Genomic DNA, 17,850 nt, shown 5'->3' with positions numbered 1-17,850 from the left:
ACCAACGCATGGTTTATTAAACAGTAAATTTTAGACAGTATAACCCCGTGTAGAATTTCCCCCCATGCGGTACCTAATAGGAGTGATTTGTGGCCACGCCAATGTACACCGTTCGTGACTGGTTTTACCGCCATTTAAGCGACCCTCAAATTGTGGGGCTTACCCTAATTGTTTTACTGGGTGTGGCTACCGTAACGCTGCTGGGCAGTATGTTGGTGCCGGTTTTTACCGCCATTGTGCTGGCGTATCTGCTTGAGGGGCTGGTGCGAGGGTTGAGCCGTTATGGAGTCAGCCGGCGCTGGGCGGTTACCGGGGTGTATCTGCTGTTTGTGGCCTTTGTGGCGATGATTGTATTGGCAGTTATGCCTGTGATTATGAATCAGCTCATACAGTTGGTTGAGAATCTGCCCGCAATGCTTGATCAGGGCCAACAAGCCGTATTGGCATTGCCTGAAAATTATCCCGAGTATTTTTCGGCAGAGCAGGTCTCAGCCCTACTCGATACCATTCGGCGCGAAGCAATTAGTTATGCGCGGGGGCTAGTGTCGTCTTTATCGTTTGCCTCTTTGGTGATGGTCATCACGCTGATTGTGTATGCCGTGCTGGTGCCCGTGCTGATCTTCTTTTTCTTATGGGATAAGGGGCGCATTCTCGGTTGGGCTCAGCAGTTTTTGCCGCGGCATCATAGCCTTGTGGTGTCGGTATGGCGTGAGGTCGACTTGCAAATCGGCAACTACATTCGAGGCAAGATTATTGAAATTATTGTGCTGTGGTTTGGCACGTATTTGGTTTGGTTGTTTTTTGGGCTCGAATTTTCGATGCTGCTGGCGTTGCTGGTGGGGCTGTCTGTCATTATTCCCTATGTCGGTGCCATCGTAGTCACACTGCCGATTGCTATCGTGGCGTACTTTCAATTTGGCGCAAGCAGTGAGTTTATGTGGATTTTGATTGCCTACGCCATTATTCAAACCATTGATGCCAATGTGCTGGTGCCGCTGATTTTTTCAGAGGCCGTGAGCATGCATCCGGTGGCAATCATTATTGCCATTTTGATCTTTGGTGGTATTTGGGGTTTTTGGGGTGTGTTCTTTGCCATTCCGCTGGCTACGGTTATTCAGGCCATTATGAAGGCGTGGCCTCGGGCAACAGCCGAGGATGAGCCTGAGCCGGAGCCTGGCGCTTAAAGCACTTCGCTGGCGTAGGCTGCTAGGCGTGAGCGCTCGCCACGGCTAAGCGTAAGATGCCCCGCATGCGGCCAATGCTGAAAACGATGTAGCAAATAGGTTAGCCCCGAGGTGGTGGGGGTAAGCCACGGTGTATCAATCTGTCGTAGGTTGCCTAAGCAAACGATTTTGGTGCCAGGCCCGGCGCGAGTAATTAGCGTGCGCATTTGCTGCGGTGTTAGGTTTTGTGCCTCATCCAACACCATGTAGCGATTGAGCAGGGTGCGTCCGCGCATAAAGCTTAACGAACGAACGCGAATGCGGCTTTTGAGCAGTTCTTGGCTAGCTGCCTGGCCCCAGCGGCTTTTTTCGGCGTCTTGTGCGCCCAAGATCTCTAAATTATCTAGCAGCGCACCCATCCAGGGCGTCATTTTTTCTTCTTCTGTGCCGGGTAGGTATCCAATGTCATCACCAATGGCCACGGTAGCACGGGTCATTAAGATTTCTTGGTAGCGGGCATTATCCAGCGTTTGGGCGAGCCCCGCGGCCAACGTCAGTAGTGTTTTGCCCGTGCCCGCAGCTCCTAGCAGCACAACCAGATCAACCTGCGGGTCCATTAATAGGTTAAAGGCTAGGGTTTGTTGTAAGTTGCGGGCGTGAATGCCCCAAACGGCCTCACCGTGAGGGCCATAATCAGTTACCGGCACCGCTGCCAGCCCCGCGTTGTCTGATTGGCTAACGCGAAAGCCCAGCTGCTGCGCGGAATCAATTAAAAACTCATTGGCCTGGCAGTCATAATGCGCAAGCGCTTGCTCGGGTGTTTCGTTTTCTGCCAGCTCATGCATGCCACGGGGCAGTAGGTCTGGATCATCAACCGGGCTATCAGATTCATGATCTTCAGCATGCAGGCCGAGTGCGTTGGCTTGAATGCGTAAATTGATATCGCGGGCTACAACGATGATTTGCAAGTCAGACGCACTACCGGCCAGTCTGCGCGCTGCATGCAGCACAGAGTCAGTTTCATCTTGCGGGTTCTGTGCCGTTAGAAAGTATAGCCGCCCGAGCCCTTCTCCAAGCGGAATGCCGCGTTCCAGTTGGGCGGGGTCGCTGCCCATGAGGCGCTCATCTAAAAATCGCGCAGCCTGCAATGCGTTGCGCGCTTGCTCGGCATTGCCATGCCGGGCGTCATCAAGGCCTTTTAATACCGCCAGTGGCAGGTAGATGTCCTGTTTACCAAATCGAAACAGGGCCGCGGGGTCATGTACCAAGACTGAGGTGTCGAGCAAATAGGCCTTGCGCATCAGACTATGTTAGCCGCCAAGGTTGGCAACCGCCTCTAAAACGGCTTCTGCATGGCCATCTACGCTAACCTTGCGCCATTCTTGGCGAAGCACGCCGGCTGAATCGATTAAAAAGGTGCTGCGCTCAATGCCCCGTACCTTTTTGCCATACATATTCTTATCTCGCATAACACCAAATAAGTTGCAGACCGTTTCTTCTGGGTCGCTGAGCAAGGTAAACGGAAACCCATATTTATCGCGAAAGTTTGCCAGCGTTTTGGGTTTGTCTCGTGAAATACCCACAACTATCGTGTTCAGTGCACCAAAGCGCGGGTCTAAGTCTCGAAACGCTTCACTTTCTGTGGTGCAGCCGGGCGTGTTGGCGCGCGGAAAAAAGTACAAAACCACATGATGGCCGCGCTGCTCCGATAACTGCCAAGGCGTGTTTTCTGCGGTTTGGCAGGTAAAATCAGGAATGGGCTGATCAATGACAATGTCTGACATGACGCGGTTTACTCCTAGGCTTTTGCGGGTTCAATGATGGCATCTAGGTTTAGCTGATCACAGAGATCCATAAATTCTTCTCGGAGCCTTGCGATGTGAATGGCTGCGGAAATATCGATGGTCATTTGCACCTGAAACATGGGTGTGCCGGTATGAGTGGCCGAATAACTGGTTGTTGTCAGGTCTCGAATATTAATCTCTCGAGAAGAGAAAAAGTTGGCGAGTTGATGAACAATGCCCGGGTGATCGATCGACACCACTTCGACGGTATAGGGCAAGAGGTTAGATTCTCTTTGCAACGGGGTTGTGCGCTTAGCATGAATGGCAAGATTGAGCCGGCGTGCGGCGGAGGGAAATCCGGCTTCCAGCTTGGCAAGCTCATTCCAACGCCCCTCAACCAGCAGGATGATGGCAAAGTCACCACCCAGCACGGTCATGCGGCTATCCTCAATGCTGCAGCCGGTTTCGGCGATCAGCTTGGCTAGCTCGTTAACAATGCCCGGGCGATCTTCGCCGAGCGCGGAAATGACAAGAAAGTTCTTTTGCATGGCTCTGCCCGACAATGTGCCGGCGAAGTGTACCATGTTGAAGACGACTTGCCGCTTGTCACTCTGAGTATGCAGGGCTAACATCGCGCCATTAACTGCGCGTGGGGATGAAGACGAAATGTTCCAAGGCAGCATGGTGGCAATGGCCACACCAATGCATGAAAACGGGGCAATTGACGAGGCGGGCTTAGCGCGTCTGGTTGAGTTGCATGTTGAAAACGGGACCGATGCCATTGTGGCGGTTGGCACCACCGGTGAATCGGCAACGCTGGATTACGATGAGCATTGCGATGTAATGCGCCAAGTCGTAGAGATTGCCGCCGATCGCATTCCCATTATTGGGGGCACCGGTGCTAACTCGACATGGGAGGCAGAAAAGCTCACCCGCTGCGCGATGGAGGCCGGGTGCGCGGCTGCTCTGCTAGTTACCCCGTACTACAACAAGCCAACCCAAGAGGGGTTATATCAGCATTTTAAGCACGTGGCTGATGCCGTGCCGCTGCCCCAAATTTTATACAATGTACCGGGGCGCACCGCTTGTGATTTATTGCCGGATACGGTTGATCGTTTAGCGGATATCCCCAATATTATTGGTATTAAAGAGGCCTCGGGCAATGTGGATCGTGCCGAAACGCTCATCGCTCAATGTGGTGATCGCTTGGATCTTTACTGCGGTGAAGACCCGCGCAATTTGGCGTTGCTTTTGGCCGGCGCGAAGGGCTGTATTTCGGTAACGGCGAATGTGGCGCCTGACTTGATGCACCGAATGTGTCAGGCCGCGCTGGATGGCGAGCGAGAAGAGGCTGAGCGTTTAGATGCGCGTCTTGCCGCGCTGCATAAGTCGTTATTTGTTGAAACGAACCCAATTCCGGTCAAATGGGCGTTGTGTGAAATGGGGTTGATTGGTCCTGGCATGCGTCTGCCGATGACGCCGCTGGCGTCCCAGCACCACGAAACGGTTCGTCAGGCCTTGCTGTTGGCGGGGGTATTGTGAAAAGCGTAGGCCTTGGGTTTGTTGTACTGATTTTGGCGGGTTTACTGAGTGCTTGTGGTGGTGGGCGTGAGTTATCGCCTGAGCAACAAGCGCAGCAGGCCCTGCTAACGCCTCCTAACCTACTGGAAGATCGTACTCGCTCTAGTACCCAGGCATCGGATGCTGACATCGACTTTGAGCAGATTGACGTTAGCCAAGGGTTAAGCTTAGGCGTACCTCCGGATGCGGGCTGGGCGATTGTGGGTCGCGCCCTTATTCGTAGCGGGTTTGCGATTGTCGAATCCGATGCGGATGCATCCACTCACCTGATTCGCTATGCAGAATCAGAAGACGGCGTGGGGCGGTTTATCTTGCGCGTTACCGATCGGCCTATTGGCGAACGGGGTGTAGGATCGCAGGTTGTTGTGGAGAACGAAGACGGCTCCGCGCCACCAGCGCCGGTTGCGCGCCAAATTCTCGGTGTGCTTGCTGAACAACTTCGGCCCTAAGGGGCGATTGATGTTGATTTTAATTGCTGCTGCTCCCGCTACGCCAGTTGTGGACGTGCGCCAATTGCGTGCCGCGCATGAGCGATTGCCTCAGTTGGGCCAGCTCTACACGCAACCATTTTATTTAATTAATGCTAATGCAGATCTGTCAGCGTCGGATCTGCAGCGGCTGCAGGCGTTGTTAGAAGCGCAAACGCTGCCAGAAGGTCAGGCCGAAGCCCCCGCTCTGTATATCATCCCGCGCATTGGTACCGTGTCTGCTTGGTCAAGCCGTGCTAGCGAAATTGCGATGCGCTGTGGCTTAACAGCGGTGCAGCGTATTGAATATGGCGTTCGCCTGACCGCCACCACGGCAGATGGTACCCCGTTGGATGCAGCTGGGTTAGAGCAACTAACGCCCGCCGTGCATGATCGAATGACCGAGTCGGTGGTCACCGATTGGGCTGCCACACAGGATTTGTTTGCCCATCGCCCAACCACTGCGCTGGCGCGTATTCCACTTGCCCAGCAAGGCCGACAAGCCCTGCTGGATGCCGACAATGCGCTTGGCCTAGCCCTCTCGGCTGATGAGATTGACTATTTACTGGCGCATTATCTTGAGCTGGCGCGCGACCCCACCGATGTTGAGTTGATGATGTTTGCGCAGGCCAACTCAGAGCATTGCCGGCATAAGATCTTTAATGCCGATTGGGTAATCGATGGCCAGCCAATGCCCACCTCGCTTTTTGCCATGATTCGGCATACCCACGCGATGCGGCCTGAGGGCGTGCTATCGGCCTATCATGACAATGCCGCAGTCATTGAGTCGGGCACCGTGCAGCGCTATGGCCCGGGCGATGATCACTTTTATCATCGCCTCAGCGAGCCTGCGCATTTGGTGATGAAGGTAGAAACGCATAATCACCCCACCGCCATTTCACCGTTTTCTGGTGCGGCCACTGGCGTTGGTGGTGAGATTCGAGATGAAGCGGCCACCGGGCGCGGGGCACGTACCAAAGCGGGTTTGGCTGGCTTTTCGGTATCCAATCTAAGGATCCCGGGGGCAGAGCAACCTTGGGAGCGCAAGTATGGCAAGCCAGGCCGCATGGCCTCTGCCCTAGAGATTATGCTTGATGGGCCGATTGGTGCGGCCCGCTATGGTAATGAGTTCGGTCGCCCACAGCTTTGCGGTTATTTTCGAACATTTGAGCAGACGATTAATGGCCCAAATGGTGCTGAAGTGCGTGGCTATCACAAACCAGTCATGATTGCCGGTGGTATGGGTGCGATTCGGCCCAGTCAAGTGGATAAGGGCATTGCGCCCGCCGGCTCACCGCTAATCGTACTGGGTGGCCCGGCCTTGTTGATTGGGTTGGGTGGAAGCGCGGCTTCATCCGTTGCTAGTGGTGAAAGTGACGAAGGCCTAGATTTTGCCTCGGTGCAGCGGAGCAATCCGGAAATGGAGCGGCGCTGCCAAGAGGTGATTGATTGCTGCTGGCGGGCGGGTGATGCAAATCCCATCATTGCTATTCATGATGTGGGGGCTGGTGGGCTGTCGAATGCCCTGCCAGAGCTACTGGATGACTCAGGGCGTGGTGGGCAAATCGAGTTGCGCGATATTCCGGTTGATGAGGCGGGGTTGTCGCCACTGGAGATTTGGTGCAATGAGGCGCAAGAGCGTTATGTGATTGCGCTAGATGCCTCGCGTTTAGCGGAATTTACAGCCATTTGTGAGCGTGAACGCGCGCCCTTTGCCGTGGTTGGCCAGGCAACCGAGTCACAGCATTTAGCAGTGACTGATGCAGAACTGGGCGATGCGCCGGTTGATATCCCCATGGACTTGCTGTTGGGTAAGCCGCCCAAAATGCGCCGTGATGTGACTCGGCTTGCGTATCAACCCGAAGCGCCGTCGCTGGCAAACATTAGCGTTAAAGCCGCGGCTTATCGGGTACTGCAACTGCCCACCGTGGCCGCTAAAACATTTTTAATTACGATTGTTGATCGAACGGTAACAGGCTTAACGGCCCGCGACCAACTGGTGGGCCCATGGCAGGTGCCGGTGGCCGATTATGGGATGACGTTGGGCGATTACCAAGGCTACCGGGGCGAGGCAATGGCCATGGGAGAGCGTAGCCCCATTGCACTATTAGATGCGCCGGCATCTGGCCGGATGGCAGTGGCAGAAGCGTTATCCAATCTAGCGGGTGCGCCCGTTGGCCGTTTAAATGCGGTGAACTTATCGGCTAATTGGATGGCTGCCTGTGGTCATCCTGGTGAAGATGCAAAGCTTTATGACACGGTGGAGGCGGTAGGGCGTGAGCTTTGCCCGCGCTTGGGCGTTGCAATTCCGGTGGGTAAAGACTCGTTGTCTATGAAAACCGTGTGGTCGGAGGCGGGGGTTGATAAAGCGGTTACCTCGCCGGTTACATTGGTGGTTTCTGCCTTTGCGCCGGTGGCGGACGTGCGCTTGGGTGTTACTCCGCAACTGCAGCCAGAGCCAGATAGCCAGCTGGTGCTGATTCAGCCGGGGCAAGGCATGCGCTTAGGCGGCTCGGCCCTGCATCAGGTATATCAGCTGATGGGCGGTGAAACGCCTGATTGTGACTCGCCAGAAACCTTTGCTGCCGCCTTTAACGTACTCCAAGAACAACTGGCCGCTGGCCAGATACTGGCGCTGCATGATCGCAGCGATGGTGGCCTGCTAGTTACCTTGGCAGAAATGGCGTTTGCCGGGCGCCAGGGTATAACCGTTGAGCTTGATGCGCTGAGCGACAACCCCTTGGCCGCGGCGTTTGCCGAAGAGTTGGGCTGGGTGGCGCAAATCAAAGCAGACGATTGGGCCGCGGTACAAGCCGCTTTTTCTGCTGCCGGCATTGAACACACACTGGTGCCATTAGGGCGTTTGCAGCCAGCGCCGCGGGTTACTCTGCGGCATGCGGGTAAATCGGTACTTGATGAGGCGTTAGTTGATTTGGAGCAGGCCTGGCAGCAAACGAGCTATCGGATGCAGGCCTTGCGTGATGACCCTGATTGCGCCCAGTCAGCCTTTGATACGGCGCTTGATTATGCAGACCCAGGGCTGCGGGCAGAGCTGTCGTTTGATCCGGCAGAAAATGTGGCGGCGCCCTTTATTGCAACAAGCGTAATGCCAAAAGTGGCCGTGCTGCGTGAGCAGGGCGTTAATAGCCATATCGAAATGGCCGCCGCTTTTGAGCGCGCCGGTTTTGCCGCGGTAGATGTGCATATGAGTGATTTGCTGGCAGACCGGCAGCACCTATCAGACATGCAGGCGCTAGTGGCCTGTGGCGGGTTTTCTTACGGCGATGTGCTGGGTGCCGGCAAAGGCTGGGCGCGTAGTATTCTATTTAACGCGAAATTACGTGATGCCTTTGCGGCGTTTTTTGCTCGCACAGACACCTTGGCGCTTGGCGTGTGCAATGGCTGCCAAATGTTCTCCGCGCTGGCGGAAATTATTCCCGGTACCACGCACTGGCCGGTGTTTGAGGCTAATCAGTCCCGCCAATATGAAGCGCGTTTAAGCATGGTTGAGGTGTTGCCATCACGATCCGTTTTATTTGGCGATATGGCAGGCTCTCGCTTGCCAGTGGTGGTTGCGCATGGCGAGGGCCGTGCGGTGTTTGCAGATGCAAATGCGCAGGCGCAGGCACAGGCCAATAATCTGGTTGGGCTGCGTTATATTGATAGCCAAAATCAAGCCGCCAATCGCTACCCACAAAATCCCAATGGATCGATTGCTGGAATAACGGGTCTATGTAATACGGATGGCCGAGTCACAATTATGATGCCGCACCCTGAGCGTGTGTTTCGGGCGGTACAGCATTCTTGGTGTCCTGCGGCGTGGGGTGAAGATGCACCCTGGCTGCGACTCTTTCGTAATGCCCGACGTGCGTTGGGCTAACCCATAGGCAAGGTGTTCTATGTTGATTAAAAAACGACGCCCTAGCGATGTGCTGCCCTCTGAGATTACGCCGGAATCGATTTATCGTGATCGTCGCCGATTTTTAAAAACTTCTGCTTTAGCGGCAGCCGGCACGATCTTAGCCCCCGATTTTGTGACCGCAAAGCCGATGGAGGCGCTGGAGTCGCTTGATGGCTTGGCTGATAGCGCGTTTAGCACCGATGAAACGCTAACTGGCTACGAAGAGATCACCACCTACAATAATTTTTATGAGTTTGGGACCGGTAAAGAAGACCCCTCAAGCTTGGCGCCAAAGCGTCTGGAACATCGCCCCTGGACTATCACCATCAGTGGTGAGGCAGACAATACGGGTGAGTTTGAGATTGATGATTTTCTCAGCGGTTTGACACTGGAAGAGCGTATTTACCGGCTACGATGTGTTGAGGCCTGGTCAATGGTGATTCCTTGGGCAGGGGTGTCTTTGGCCTCGGTCATTAAGCGCGCCGCCCCCACTTCAAAAGCCAAATATGTGCGCTTTGATACGTTATACGACCCGCAGGTAATGCCCGCGCAGGCGGCACGGGGTTTTTCCTTCCTTGCCAGTATTGATTGGCCGTATCGCGAGGGGCTACGTATGGATGAAGCCGTGCATCCATTAAGCTTTTTGGCCACCGGGTTATATGGCAAAGAGATGCCATCACAAAATGGCGCGCCCATTCGCCTTGTTGTGCCGTGGAAGTATGGGTTTAAAAGTATTAAATCGATCGTGCGCATTCATTTTCAGGAAACGCAGCCAGAAACCACTTGGGCCCAACTGGCGCCGAGTGAGTATGGGTTTTACGCCAATGTAAACCCCGAGGTTAATCACCCCCGCTGGAGCCAGGCCGAAGAGCGGCGTATTGGTGAGTTATTCAAACGCGATACGCTAATGTTTAACGGCTATGCAGATGAGGTAGCGCCGCTGTATGCCGGTATGGATCTGCGCGCGCAGTATTAAACTTTGATGCTGACTTGGCTGCCTACCCTGCGGGTGGGGCTATTTATTTTATGCGCTGTGCCTGCCGGGCTTTTAATCGAGCGTTTGTTAACGGGTGGCCTTGGCGCTAATCCGGTTGAGGCCTTGTTGCATGGCACCGGCAGCTGGGGGTTGCGCCTGCTGTTGGTAACGCTTGCCATTACGCCGCTACGGCATTTAACTGGAGCCAACTGGTTGGTGCGCTTGCGCCGTCAGGTTGGGCTTTGGGCGTTTGCTTATGCCAGCGCGCATTTCTCAATTTTTATTGTTTTTGAACATCGTGCGGTGCTTAGCTCGATTGTTGAGGATATTATTGATCGGCCATACATCCTGATCGGCACGAGTGCGTTTTTGCTGTTATTACCCCTGGCTATCACGTCCACAAAAGGCTGGATACGCCGCTTAGGCCGGCGCTGGCAGCAACTGCATTGGTTAATCTATCCCGCGGCCGTGCTGGGTGTGCTCCATTTTTTTATGCTGATTCGCGCCAATCGGTGGACCGAGCCATTAATTTACGCCGCTATTTTGGCCCTGCTACTGGGGTTTAGGGCGTTGCGTCGTTGGCGTGTGGTTTAAGAGCACGCTGTCTATGGCTGGCTATGTTAGCCTCTCGCCATGGAAAAAACACGCAGCCATTTGCAGCATATTCACACGGTTGCCGATCCTCTAATAGCTGGTCACATTGCCGCGGTGCTTGAAGCACGGGGTATTCATTGCTTAGTGCGCAATCGCCATTTGATGGGGGGTGCCGGAGAGATTCCGCCACTCGAGGCATGGCCTGAAATTTGGGTAGATGCCGAGGATGTCACGATTGCCAAACAGCTGGTTGACGAGGTGCTCGCACCCACCGCCCCCGCACCAGACGACTGGACGTGCGAGCGTTGTGGTGAGCGCATTGAGGGGCAGTTTGCGCAGTGTTGGAATTGCGGGGGAATGCCGGGATGATTCAGCTGCGAGACATTACCCTGCGCCGCGGTTTAGAGCCGCTCATCGAGCATAGCAGTCTGACGGTTCACGCGGGCAGCCGCCTTGGGCTGATTGGTGCCAATGGTGCGGGTAAAAGCACCTTATTTGCGTTGCTGCGCGGTGAAATTACGGTTGATGCGGGTGAGGTTTCGTTGCCTGCAGATTGGCGCGTGGCGCATTTAGCGCAGGAAACGCCAGGCCTGCCGGTACCGGCCATTGAGCATGTGTTGGATGGCGATACGCGGCTGCGTCAAGCAGAAGCGGAAGTGGCAGCGGCAGAGCAAAGCGAAGATGGCACGCGCATTGGCTATGCCTACGCTAACCTTGAGGCGGCGGGCGGATATGATGCCCAAGCGCGTGCCAGCGCCTTAATGCATGGGCTGGGGTTTGCTGCCGAGGTGCAGTCTCAACCTGTTTCGGCATTTTCTGGCGGCTGGCGGGTGCGGCTAAATTTGGCCCGCGCGCTCATGTGCCCCTCAGATTTATTATTACTAGATGAGCCAACCAATCACCTCGATTTAGAGGCGGTGCTATGGCTTGAGCAGTGGCTTAAAAGCTATCAAGGCACCTTGATTATGATTGCCCATGATCGGGATTTTCTTGATGCCGTGGTCACCGGCATTGTGCATTTAGAGCATCGCAAGCTTACCAGCTATGCCGGTGCGTATAGCGCGTTTGAGCGGCAGCGGGCAGAGCGGCTAGCTCAGCAACAAGCTTTGTATGAGCGTCAACAACGTGAAACCGCGCATATGGAGGCGTTTATTAATCGCTTTCGCGCTAAGGCCACTAAAGCGCGCGCGGCGCAAAGCCGCATTAAAGCGCTTGAGCGAATGGAGCAGGTGGCCCCGGCGCACGTGGATTCGCCGTTTTCCTTTGCTTTTCCGGCACCGCCAAAGGCGGGTAACCCCTTACTTGCCCTAGATAACGTGAGTTTAGGCCATGGCGATACCGCCATTTTGAGTGGTATTCGGCAAACATTAGCGCCAGGTGATCGCATTGGTTTGCTTGGCCCAAACGGCGCGGGAAAGTCCACCTTAGTGCGCGGGTTGGCGGGTACGCTAGAGCCCATCAGCGGCACCATTCAGCGCTCTGCCAAGCTGGCTGTAGGTTATTTTGCGCAGCATCAGCTTGAGCAGCTGGATGCACAGGCCAGCCCCGTGTTGCACCTAGAGCGGTTAGGTCGCCGGGCTGAGCCTCAGCAGTTGCGGGACTTTTTAGGGGGCTTTGGCTTTCATGGTGATCAAGCTGTAGGCCCAGTGGCCGATTTTTCAGGTGGTGAGAAAGCTCGATTAGTCTTGGCGATGTTGGTTTGGCAGGCGCCTAATTTGCTGTTGTTGGATGAGCCAAGCAATCACTTAGATCTTGAAATGCGTCATGCCCTTAATTTGGCGCTGCAAGGGTTTGAGGGCGCGGTTGTGGTGGTATCGCATGATCGGTATTTGTTAGAAACTACCGTGGCTGATTATTGGTTAGTTGCCGGTGGGCAGGTTGAGCGGTTTGATGGTGATTTGCAGGCTTATCGGCAGTGGTTAGCACGGCCTGCCGAGCGTAAATCAGGCAAACCCCGTCAATCTGGCAAGGCCAAGAGCAGCTCGGAGGCCACATTGCGCCCGCTGCAACGCCGTGTGGATACGGCTGTAGCGCAGTTGGAAGCGCTGGATGAGGCAATTGAGACGCTAGATCATCGCTTAGCAGATAATGCCTTGTATGAAGCAGCCGCTAAGGAAGCGCTTGCTGAGTTACTCAAAGAGTCAGAAGGCTTGCGCGCTGATCGACAAGCGGCTGAAGCCGAGTGGATGGCGGCGGAGGAGGCTTTGTCAGCGGCACTCAGGCCGAGTATTCTTGAAACCGACGAATTTTAATCCAGCGGAGAGGAAAGTATGACTAATAACGCAAAACATTGGGGTACGGCTGGTGCCCTGTCACTGATGATGCTGGCCGGTGCAGCGCAGGCAGATTCGCTGCGTGTGGGCGCGCTAATGCCGATGACCGGTGACTTGCAGGCTTATGGTGAGAGCTCTCGTAATGGAGCCCAGCTGGCCCTTGATGAAATCAATGCCGCCGGTGGTGTGTTTGGTGCTCCGGTTGAGCTGCAGCTTGCCGATACACAGACTGAGCCGCAGTCGGGCGTAGATGCCGCGCAGCGATTAGTATCTGTGCACAACGTATCGGCCATTGTTGGCGCGCTATCTAGTGGCGTGACCATTCCGGTGGCAAGCAGTGTGACCTCGGTAGAGGGAGTGCCGCAAATCTCTAATGCATCAACCTCACCGGTAATGACGGGGCTAGACGATAATGACTTTCTATTTCGCACCACGCCCTCCGATGCCTATCAGGGGGTTGCGCTAGCCGCAGTAGCGGTCGAAAAGGGTGTTGATTCTGTGGCCATGTTGTACATCAACAACGACTATGGCGAAGGCCTGGCTGATGCCTTTGAAAATGCTTTTAATGCCGCGGGTGGCTCGGTGGTAGGGCGCAGTGGCTATGAGCCAGGGCAGGCCTCGTATCGGGGTGAGCTTAATCAGGTAAGCGATGGCAGTGCGCCGTTATTGCTGATTGGTTATCCAGAAAATGGTCAAACCATCATTCGCCAAGCGCTTGAGGGTGGTTTTTTTACCGATTTTCTCTTTACCGATGGCATGAAGTCGCCCCAGATCGTAGAAAACCTAGGGGCTGAGTTCCTCAATGGCAGCTTTGGTACCGCCGCAGAAGCACGGGATGACACCGATGCAGCGGCGCATTTCCAGACAGCCTACGAGGCTGCCTATGGCGAAGTACCACCGGTGCCTTACATCGATACGGCTTACGATGCGGTGTACTCCATTGCGCTGGCCGCCGTGGCTGCTGGCAGTAACGATCCCGTCGCAATTCGTGATCATCTGCGGGCAATTAACGACCCCGCGGGCGAAGTTGTGGGGCCTGGGCAGTTTGCTGAAGCTGTGGCATTGCTAGAAGCCGGCACGCCAATCAACTATGAAGGCGCCTCAGGCAGCGTCAATTTTGATGAAAATGGCGATGTGGGCGGCACCTTTGCCCATTGGGAAATCCAAAACGGCGAGTATGTGACCGTTCGGGTATTTGAACCGTCGCTCTAACTAAACGGTTAGAGAACTCAGGCCAGCCTTTCGTAATCGATGGGCTGGCCTTTTTTATTGATCACGCCCAGGCAGCGGCGGGCGGCGCTCGGGTAATAAGCCTGATGGCCGTGTAACCAAAATGATTTGCAGTAGTACGCCAATTAAGAAAATACGGAAAGCACTTTCGCTGGCCACCAAACCACTGGGCATTAAGCCGGCTAACATTTCGGTTGATGACCATACAAGCCACACCACCAGTGCGCCTAAAATAGCGCCTAAGTTGTTGCCACTGCCCCCGGCAATGAGCATGACCCATACTAAAAATGTGCCGTAGAGCGGGCGAAATGCCTCGGGGCTGATAAAGCCTACAAAATGCGCATACAGCGCGCCTGCTAGCGCCATGATGCAGGAGCCCACCACAAAGGCCTGTAAGCGGAAATGGGCAATGTTTTTGCCGGCTGCGGCAGTGGCTGGTTCGTTATCACGTATAGCGCGCAACACACGCCCCCACGGTGAGCGACGGGCTACTTCGACCAGCAGGTAAACCAGCGCAACAAAGCCGATGACTAAGAGCAGATAGCCATTATTGCCTAAGCCAAACGGTTTGCTGATGCCAGGAATGCCCCGAACGCCATTGCTAAGCCAGCTTTCGTTTAGAAAGAACAGGCGGATAATTTCGGCAATACCAATGGTAGCGATGGCCAGATAATCGGTGCGCAGATTAGCGGTGATGCGGCCGATTACCCATGCAATCGGAATGGTGATTAAGATGGCCCCGACCAAGCCGGCTGGAAAGGGCAGCCCAAAACCGCCGAGCCAGTTATCAGCCCGGTCTGTTGATAGAATAGCGGTGCTATAGGCACCCACAGCAAAAAAACCGGCAATGCCAATGTTGAATTGCCCGGTCATGCCCCACTGCACGTTAAGACCAAGCGTGAGAATGGCGTAAATGCCCACCAGCGTGAGGAAAAAGACCGCGTAAGAGATCAACCCCGATAATTCCATCATAGTGCACCCTTAATGATGCCCTGAGGCCGAAAAATGAGTGTCAAAATCATAATGGCAAACGCCACGGCGGGTTTGTAGGCACCAGGAATAATCAACGTGGATAACTCCATGGCGCAGCCAATTAGCAGCCCGCCAAAAATGGCGCCATACGGCCGACCAATACCGCCAACAATGGTGGCGGCAAATACTGGCAGCAGCAATGTCCAACCCATAACGGGGTGCAAGCGTGTGTCCATTCCTAAAAATACCCCAGCCGCGGCGGCAAGCGCACCGCCGATGGCCCAGGTCCACATAATGACTCGGTCTGCCGGAATGCCGGTAATGAGCGCAAGATTCATATTGTCGCTCATCGCCCGCATTGCCTTGCCCATACGGGTTCGGCTTAAAAATAGATGAACGGCAATGACCAATACGGCGGCGGCGCAGAAAATCAGAATATGATCAGGTTTGATGGCTAACGGGCCGATTCGCCAGGGCATCTGTATACCAGTGGCATAAACCTGATTGCTGCTGCCCCAAATCATTTGCACCACGGCGCGCAAGATAAGCGCTGTCGCAAACGAGGAAATTAACAAGATAACCGGTTGTACGCGGCGAATGCGCCGATAAACCACCTGATCAATACCCACCGCCAGGCCTGCGGTCATTAGCATGGCAACAGGCAGCGCCACCATGACGGGTAAATTCAAACTAACCACCACAAGCAGGGCGAAGTAAGCGCCCATGGTCATCAAATCGCCATGCGCAAAATGGGCAAATCGCAACACGCCAAAAATCATAGTGGCGCCCACAGCACCCAGCGCCAAGATGCTGCCTAGCAGCAGTCCGTTAATAAAAAGCTGTGTGACTTCAATCCACATGCATCATCCGCCCAAAAACATCTTTGCCACTTCAGGATCGGCCAGTAGCCCAGCGCCGGTGTCTTCATGCCGATTACGCCCGCTTGCCAACACATAGCCACGATCAGCAATGGCCAGTGCTTGCCGGGCGTTTTGTTCAACCATCAATACCCCGATACCCAAGGCGTTAATTTCGCGAATGCGCTCAAAGGTTTCATCAATCAGGCGTGGCGATAAGCCGGCGGTAGGCTCATCAAGCATTAAAAGTCGGGGCTCGATCATTAAAGCTCGACCCATGGCCACCATTTGCCGTTCTCCGCCTGACATCACGCCTGCCTGTTGTTGGCGACGTTCTTTTAAGCGTGGAAAGATTTCGTAGACTTTTTCTAGGCGTGGGGTGATATCGCCGGCAATGGCATAAGCGCCCAGCTCTAAGTTTTCTAATACGGATAATGACGGAAAAACGTTGGCTTCTTGCGGCACATAGGCAATCCCCCGAGCCACCATGCGCTCGGGCGGTTGATTGGTAATGTCTTCGCCCACATATTCAATGCGGCCTTGGCGAATGGGAACAAGCCCAAACACCGCCTTCATTGCTGTCGATTTGCCAGCCCCGTTGGGCCCAACAATCACCACAATTTCATTAGCGCCAACGGTCAGGTTAATGCCCTGCAAGATGTCGGCTTCGCCGTAGCCGGCGTAAATACCCTGCGCTGTTAGTAAGCTCATGCCGCACCACTACCCAAATAGGCTTCTCTAACATCGGGGTTATCGCGCACGCTATCGATATCGCCCGAGGCAAGAATTTCGCCGTTGGCCATTACAATCACCGGATCGCATAGGCGGGCAATTAAATCCATGTCGTGCTCGATCACACAAAAGGTGTAACCGTGTTCTTTGTTGAGCCTTTGAATGGCCTCGGTCAGCTTGCCCAATAGGGTGCGATTGACGCCAGCGCCCGGTTCATCGAGCAAAACAGCCCGTGCATCGGTCATCATTGTACGGCCCAGATCAAGCAGTTTTTTTTGCCCACCCGATAGATTGCCGGCCAGTTCGTTACGTAAATGACCAATTTCAAGAAAGTCCAAAACCTCATCGGCTTTTTTAAGGATTTGACGGTCTTCTCGAATCACCCGCCACCAGCGTAGCCAGTTTTCCAGCAATCGCTCTCCAGATTGTTTTGCTGGCACCAACATAAGATTTTCACGCACGCTCATGCGCGAGAATTCGTGCGGGATTTGAAAGGTTCGCACAAGCCCCTTATGAAAGAGCTGATGCGTGGGTAGGCCGGTAATGTTCTCGCCATTCAGGCGGATCGTGCCGGTATCTGGCGCAAAGGCCCCGGCAATCATATTAAATACCGTGGTCTTACCGGCCCCATTGGGGCCGATGAGACCGGTGATGCCGCCTTTTTCTACTGTGAATGAAACATCCCGAACCGCTTGCAGTCCGCCAAACGCTTTTGAGATGCCATCAACTTCAATCACAGCAAGTTAGGCCGCCTGTTAGTCGTGCACGTGGCCGTGACTAATCTCCTCTTCGGAGGCCTCACGAACATCGGCAATACGCACCGTAAACTTCAGCGTTTCACCCGCCAGCGGATGGTTGGCATCAACGGTAACCTGATCACCCGTGACCGCGGCCACCGTTACCACCTGAGGACCAGACTCTGTCTGGGCCTGAAAGCGCATGCCCGCCTTAATATCTTCAACACCCTCAAACATGCTGCGTGGCACGTCTTGGGTCAGCCGATCATCTCGCTCGCCATAGGCATCGGCCGGGGCGATGGTCACTTCTAAATCTTCCCCTGCCGTTTTGCCCTCTAGGGCATTTTCTAGACCTGGGATGATATTGCCTGCGCCATGCAGGTAACGAAGTGGTTCTCCTTCTGGAGAGGAATCAATCACCTCTCCTTCCGTGTCGTGTAGCGTGTAGTCAATAGCGACAACGGCGTTTTTCGCAATCTGCATGATGTCCTCTCAAGCACTTGAATGAACTGACGAAGTGTAAACGTCGCGCCGGTTTGTCACAAATCCTAGACTGGTCAGTTTGTCGTGAAGGCATTAGGCT

17 protein-coding genes are annotated in these 17,850 nt (G+C 54.5%); 9 read left to right on the top strand and 8 right to left on the bottom strand.

What is annotated here, in order from left to right; translation table 11 throughout:
* The first annotated feature begins 89 nt into the window (after positions 1 to 89).
* Positions 90 to 1,184: an AI-2E family transporter gene (locus tag GH984_RS04175; protein ID WP_369691933.1), complete on the top strand. Its 1,095-nt coding sequence runs from the start codon at positions 90 to 92 to the stop codon at positions 1,182 to 1,184.
* Here the strand turns inward: GH984_RS04175 and GH984_RS04170 are convergent.
* From GH984_RS04170 to GH984_RS04160, 3 genes are read right to left on the bottom strand one after another with little or no spacing between them, the layout of a single operon-like run.
* The gene (locus GH984_RS04170) at positions 1,181 to 2,464 is read right to left on the bottom strand and encodes a PhoH family protein (RefSeq protein ID WP_153718948.1); all 1,284 of its coding nucleotides are present in this window, start codon (positions 2,462 to 2,464) and stop codon (positions 1,181 to 1,183) included. The two genes, GH984_RS04175 and GH984_RS04170, sit on opposite strands and share 4 nt — an antisense overlap.
* 9 nt (positions 2,465 to 2,473) lie before the next feature.
* Positions 2,474 to 2,947 (bottom strand): peroxiredoxin, encoded by a 474-nt coding sequence (locus GH984_RS04165; protein ID WP_153718947.1) that lies wholly within the window; start codon positions 2,945 to 2,947, stop codon positions 2,474 to 2,476.
* Positions 2,948 to 2,961: 14 nt separating this feature from the next.
* A complete protein-coding gene (locus tag GH984_RS04160) occupies positions 2,962 to 3,495 on the bottom strand; it encodes a glycine cleavage system transcriptional repressor (protein WP_153718946.1) in 534 nt (177 codons plus the stop codon).
* A 118-nt stretch (positions 3,496 to 3,613) separates the two neighbouring features.
* Here GH984_RS04160 and dapA point away from each other — a divergent pair, with 118 nt between their 5' ends.
* From dapA to GH984_RS04120, 8 genes are read left to right on the top strand one after another with little or no spacing between them, the layout of a single operon-like run.
* Positions 3,614 to 4,489, top strand: coding sequence for a 4-hydroxy-tetrahydrodipicolinate synthase (dapA, locus tag GH984_RS04155; RefSeq protein ID WP_153718945.1), 876 nt, complete (start codon positions 3,614 to 3,616; stop codon positions 4,487 to 4,489).
* On the top strand, positions 4,486 to 4,977 hold the full coding sequence (locus GH984_RS04150) for a hypothetical protein (protein WP_153718944.1): 492 nt from the start codon (positions 4,486 to 4,488) through the stop codon (positions 4,975 to 4,977). Before dapA ends, GH984_RS04150 begins: the two co-directional genes overlap by 4 nt.
* A 10-nt stretch (positions 4,978 to 4,987) precedes the next feature.
* Positions 4,988 to 8,875, top strand: coding sequence for a phosphoribosylformylglycinamidine synthase (gene purL, locus GH984_RS04145; protein ID WP_153718943.1), 3,888 nt, complete (start codon positions 4,988 to 4,990; stop codon positions 8,873 to 8,875).
* A 19-nt stretch (positions 8,876 to 8,894) separates the two neighbouring features.
* Positions 8,895 to 9,872: a protein-methionine-sulfoxide reductase catalytic subunit MsrP gene (gene msrP, locus GH984_RS04140; RefSeq protein WP_153718942.1), complete on the top strand. Its 978-nt coding sequence runs from the start codon at positions 8,895 to 8,897 to the stop codon at positions 9,870 to 9,872.
* Positions 9,873 to 9,878: 6 nt separating this feature from the next.
* A complete protein-coding gene (msrQ, locus tag GH984_RS04135) occupies positions 9,879 to 10,466 on the top strand; it encodes a protein-methionine-sulfoxide reductase heme-binding subunit MsrQ (protein ID WP_253939116.1) in 588 nt (195 codons plus the stop codon).
* Positions 10,467 to 10,505: 39 nt separating this feature from the next.
* Positions 10,506 to 10,835 (top strand): putative signal transducing protein, encoded by a 330-nt coding sequence (locus GH984_RS04130; RefSeq protein ID WP_153718941.1) that lies wholly within the window; start codon positions 10,506 to 10,508, stop codon positions 10,833 to 10,835.
* A complete protein-coding gene (locus tag GH984_RS04125) occupies positions 10,832 to 12,718 on the top strand; it encodes an ATP-binding cassette domain-containing protein (RefSeq protein ID WP_153718940.1) in 1,887 nt (628 codons plus the stop codon). The genes GH984_RS04130 and GH984_RS04125 overlap by 4 nt, the downstream gene beginning before the upstream one ends.
* A gap of 18 nt (positions 12,719 to 12,736) precedes the next feature.
* On the top strand, positions 12,737 to 13,951 hold the full coding sequence (locus GH984_RS04120) for an ABC transporter substrate-binding protein (RefSeq protein ID WP_216643618.1): 1,215 nt from the start codon (positions 12,737 to 12,739) through the stop codon (positions 13,949 to 13,951).
* Positions 13,952 to 14,005: 54 nt separating this feature from the next.
* Here the strand turns inward: GH984_RS04120 and GH984_RS04115 are convergent, their stop codons facing one another.
* From GH984_RS04115 to GH984_RS04095, 5 genes are read right to left on the bottom strand one after another with little or no spacing between them, the layout of a single operon-like run.
* On the bottom strand, positions 14,006 to 14,941 hold the full coding sequence (locus GH984_RS04115; RefSeq protein WP_253939115.1) for a branched-chain amino acid ABC transporter permease: 936 nt from the start codon (positions 14,939 to 14,941) through the stop codon (positions 14,006 to 14,008).
* Complete coding sequence (locus GH984_RS04110) at positions 14,938 to 15,801, bottom strand: branched-chain amino acid ABC transporter permease (protein ID WP_153718939.1); 864 nt, start codon at positions 15,799 to 15,801, stop codon at positions 14,938 to 14,940. The genes GH984_RS04115 and GH984_RS04110 overlap by 4 nt, the downstream gene beginning before the upstream one ends.
* A 3-nt stretch (positions 15,802 to 15,804) precedes the next feature.
* Positions 15,805 to 16,509 carry an ABC transporter ATP-binding protein gene (locus GH984_RS04105; protein ID WP_153718938.1) on the bottom strand — a complete coding sequence of 235 codons (705 nt, stop codon included), beginning with the start codon at positions 16,507 to 16,509 and terminating at the stop codon, positions 15,805 to 15,807.
* A complete protein-coding gene (locus tag GH984_RS04100) occupies positions 16,506 to 17,267 on the bottom strand; it encodes an ABC transporter ATP-binding protein (RefSeq protein ID WP_369691932.1) in 762 nt (253 codons plus the stop codon). Before GH984_RS04100 ends, GH984_RS04105 begins: the two co-directional genes overlap by 4 nt.
* An 18-nt stretch (positions 17,268 to 17,285) precedes the next feature.
* Positions 17,286 to 17,750 (bottom strand): FKBP-type peptidyl-prolyl cis-trans isomerase, encoded by a 465-nt coding sequence (locus tag GH984_RS04095; protein ID WP_153718937.1) that lies wholly within the window; start codon positions 17,748 to 17,750, stop codon positions 17,286 to 17,288.
* Positions 17,751 to 17,850: the final 100 nt, after the last annotated feature.

Origin of the sequence: Spiribacter salilacus, assembly GCF_009649225.1 — a bacterium.
Taxonomy (GTDB): domain Bacteria; phylum Pseudomonadota; class Gammaproteobacteria; order Nitrococcales; family Nitrococcaceae; genus Spiribacter; species Spiribacter salilacus.
The sequence above is the reverse complement of the archived record's forward strand: the minus strand, read 5'-3'. Positions and strand labels throughout refer to the sequence as shown.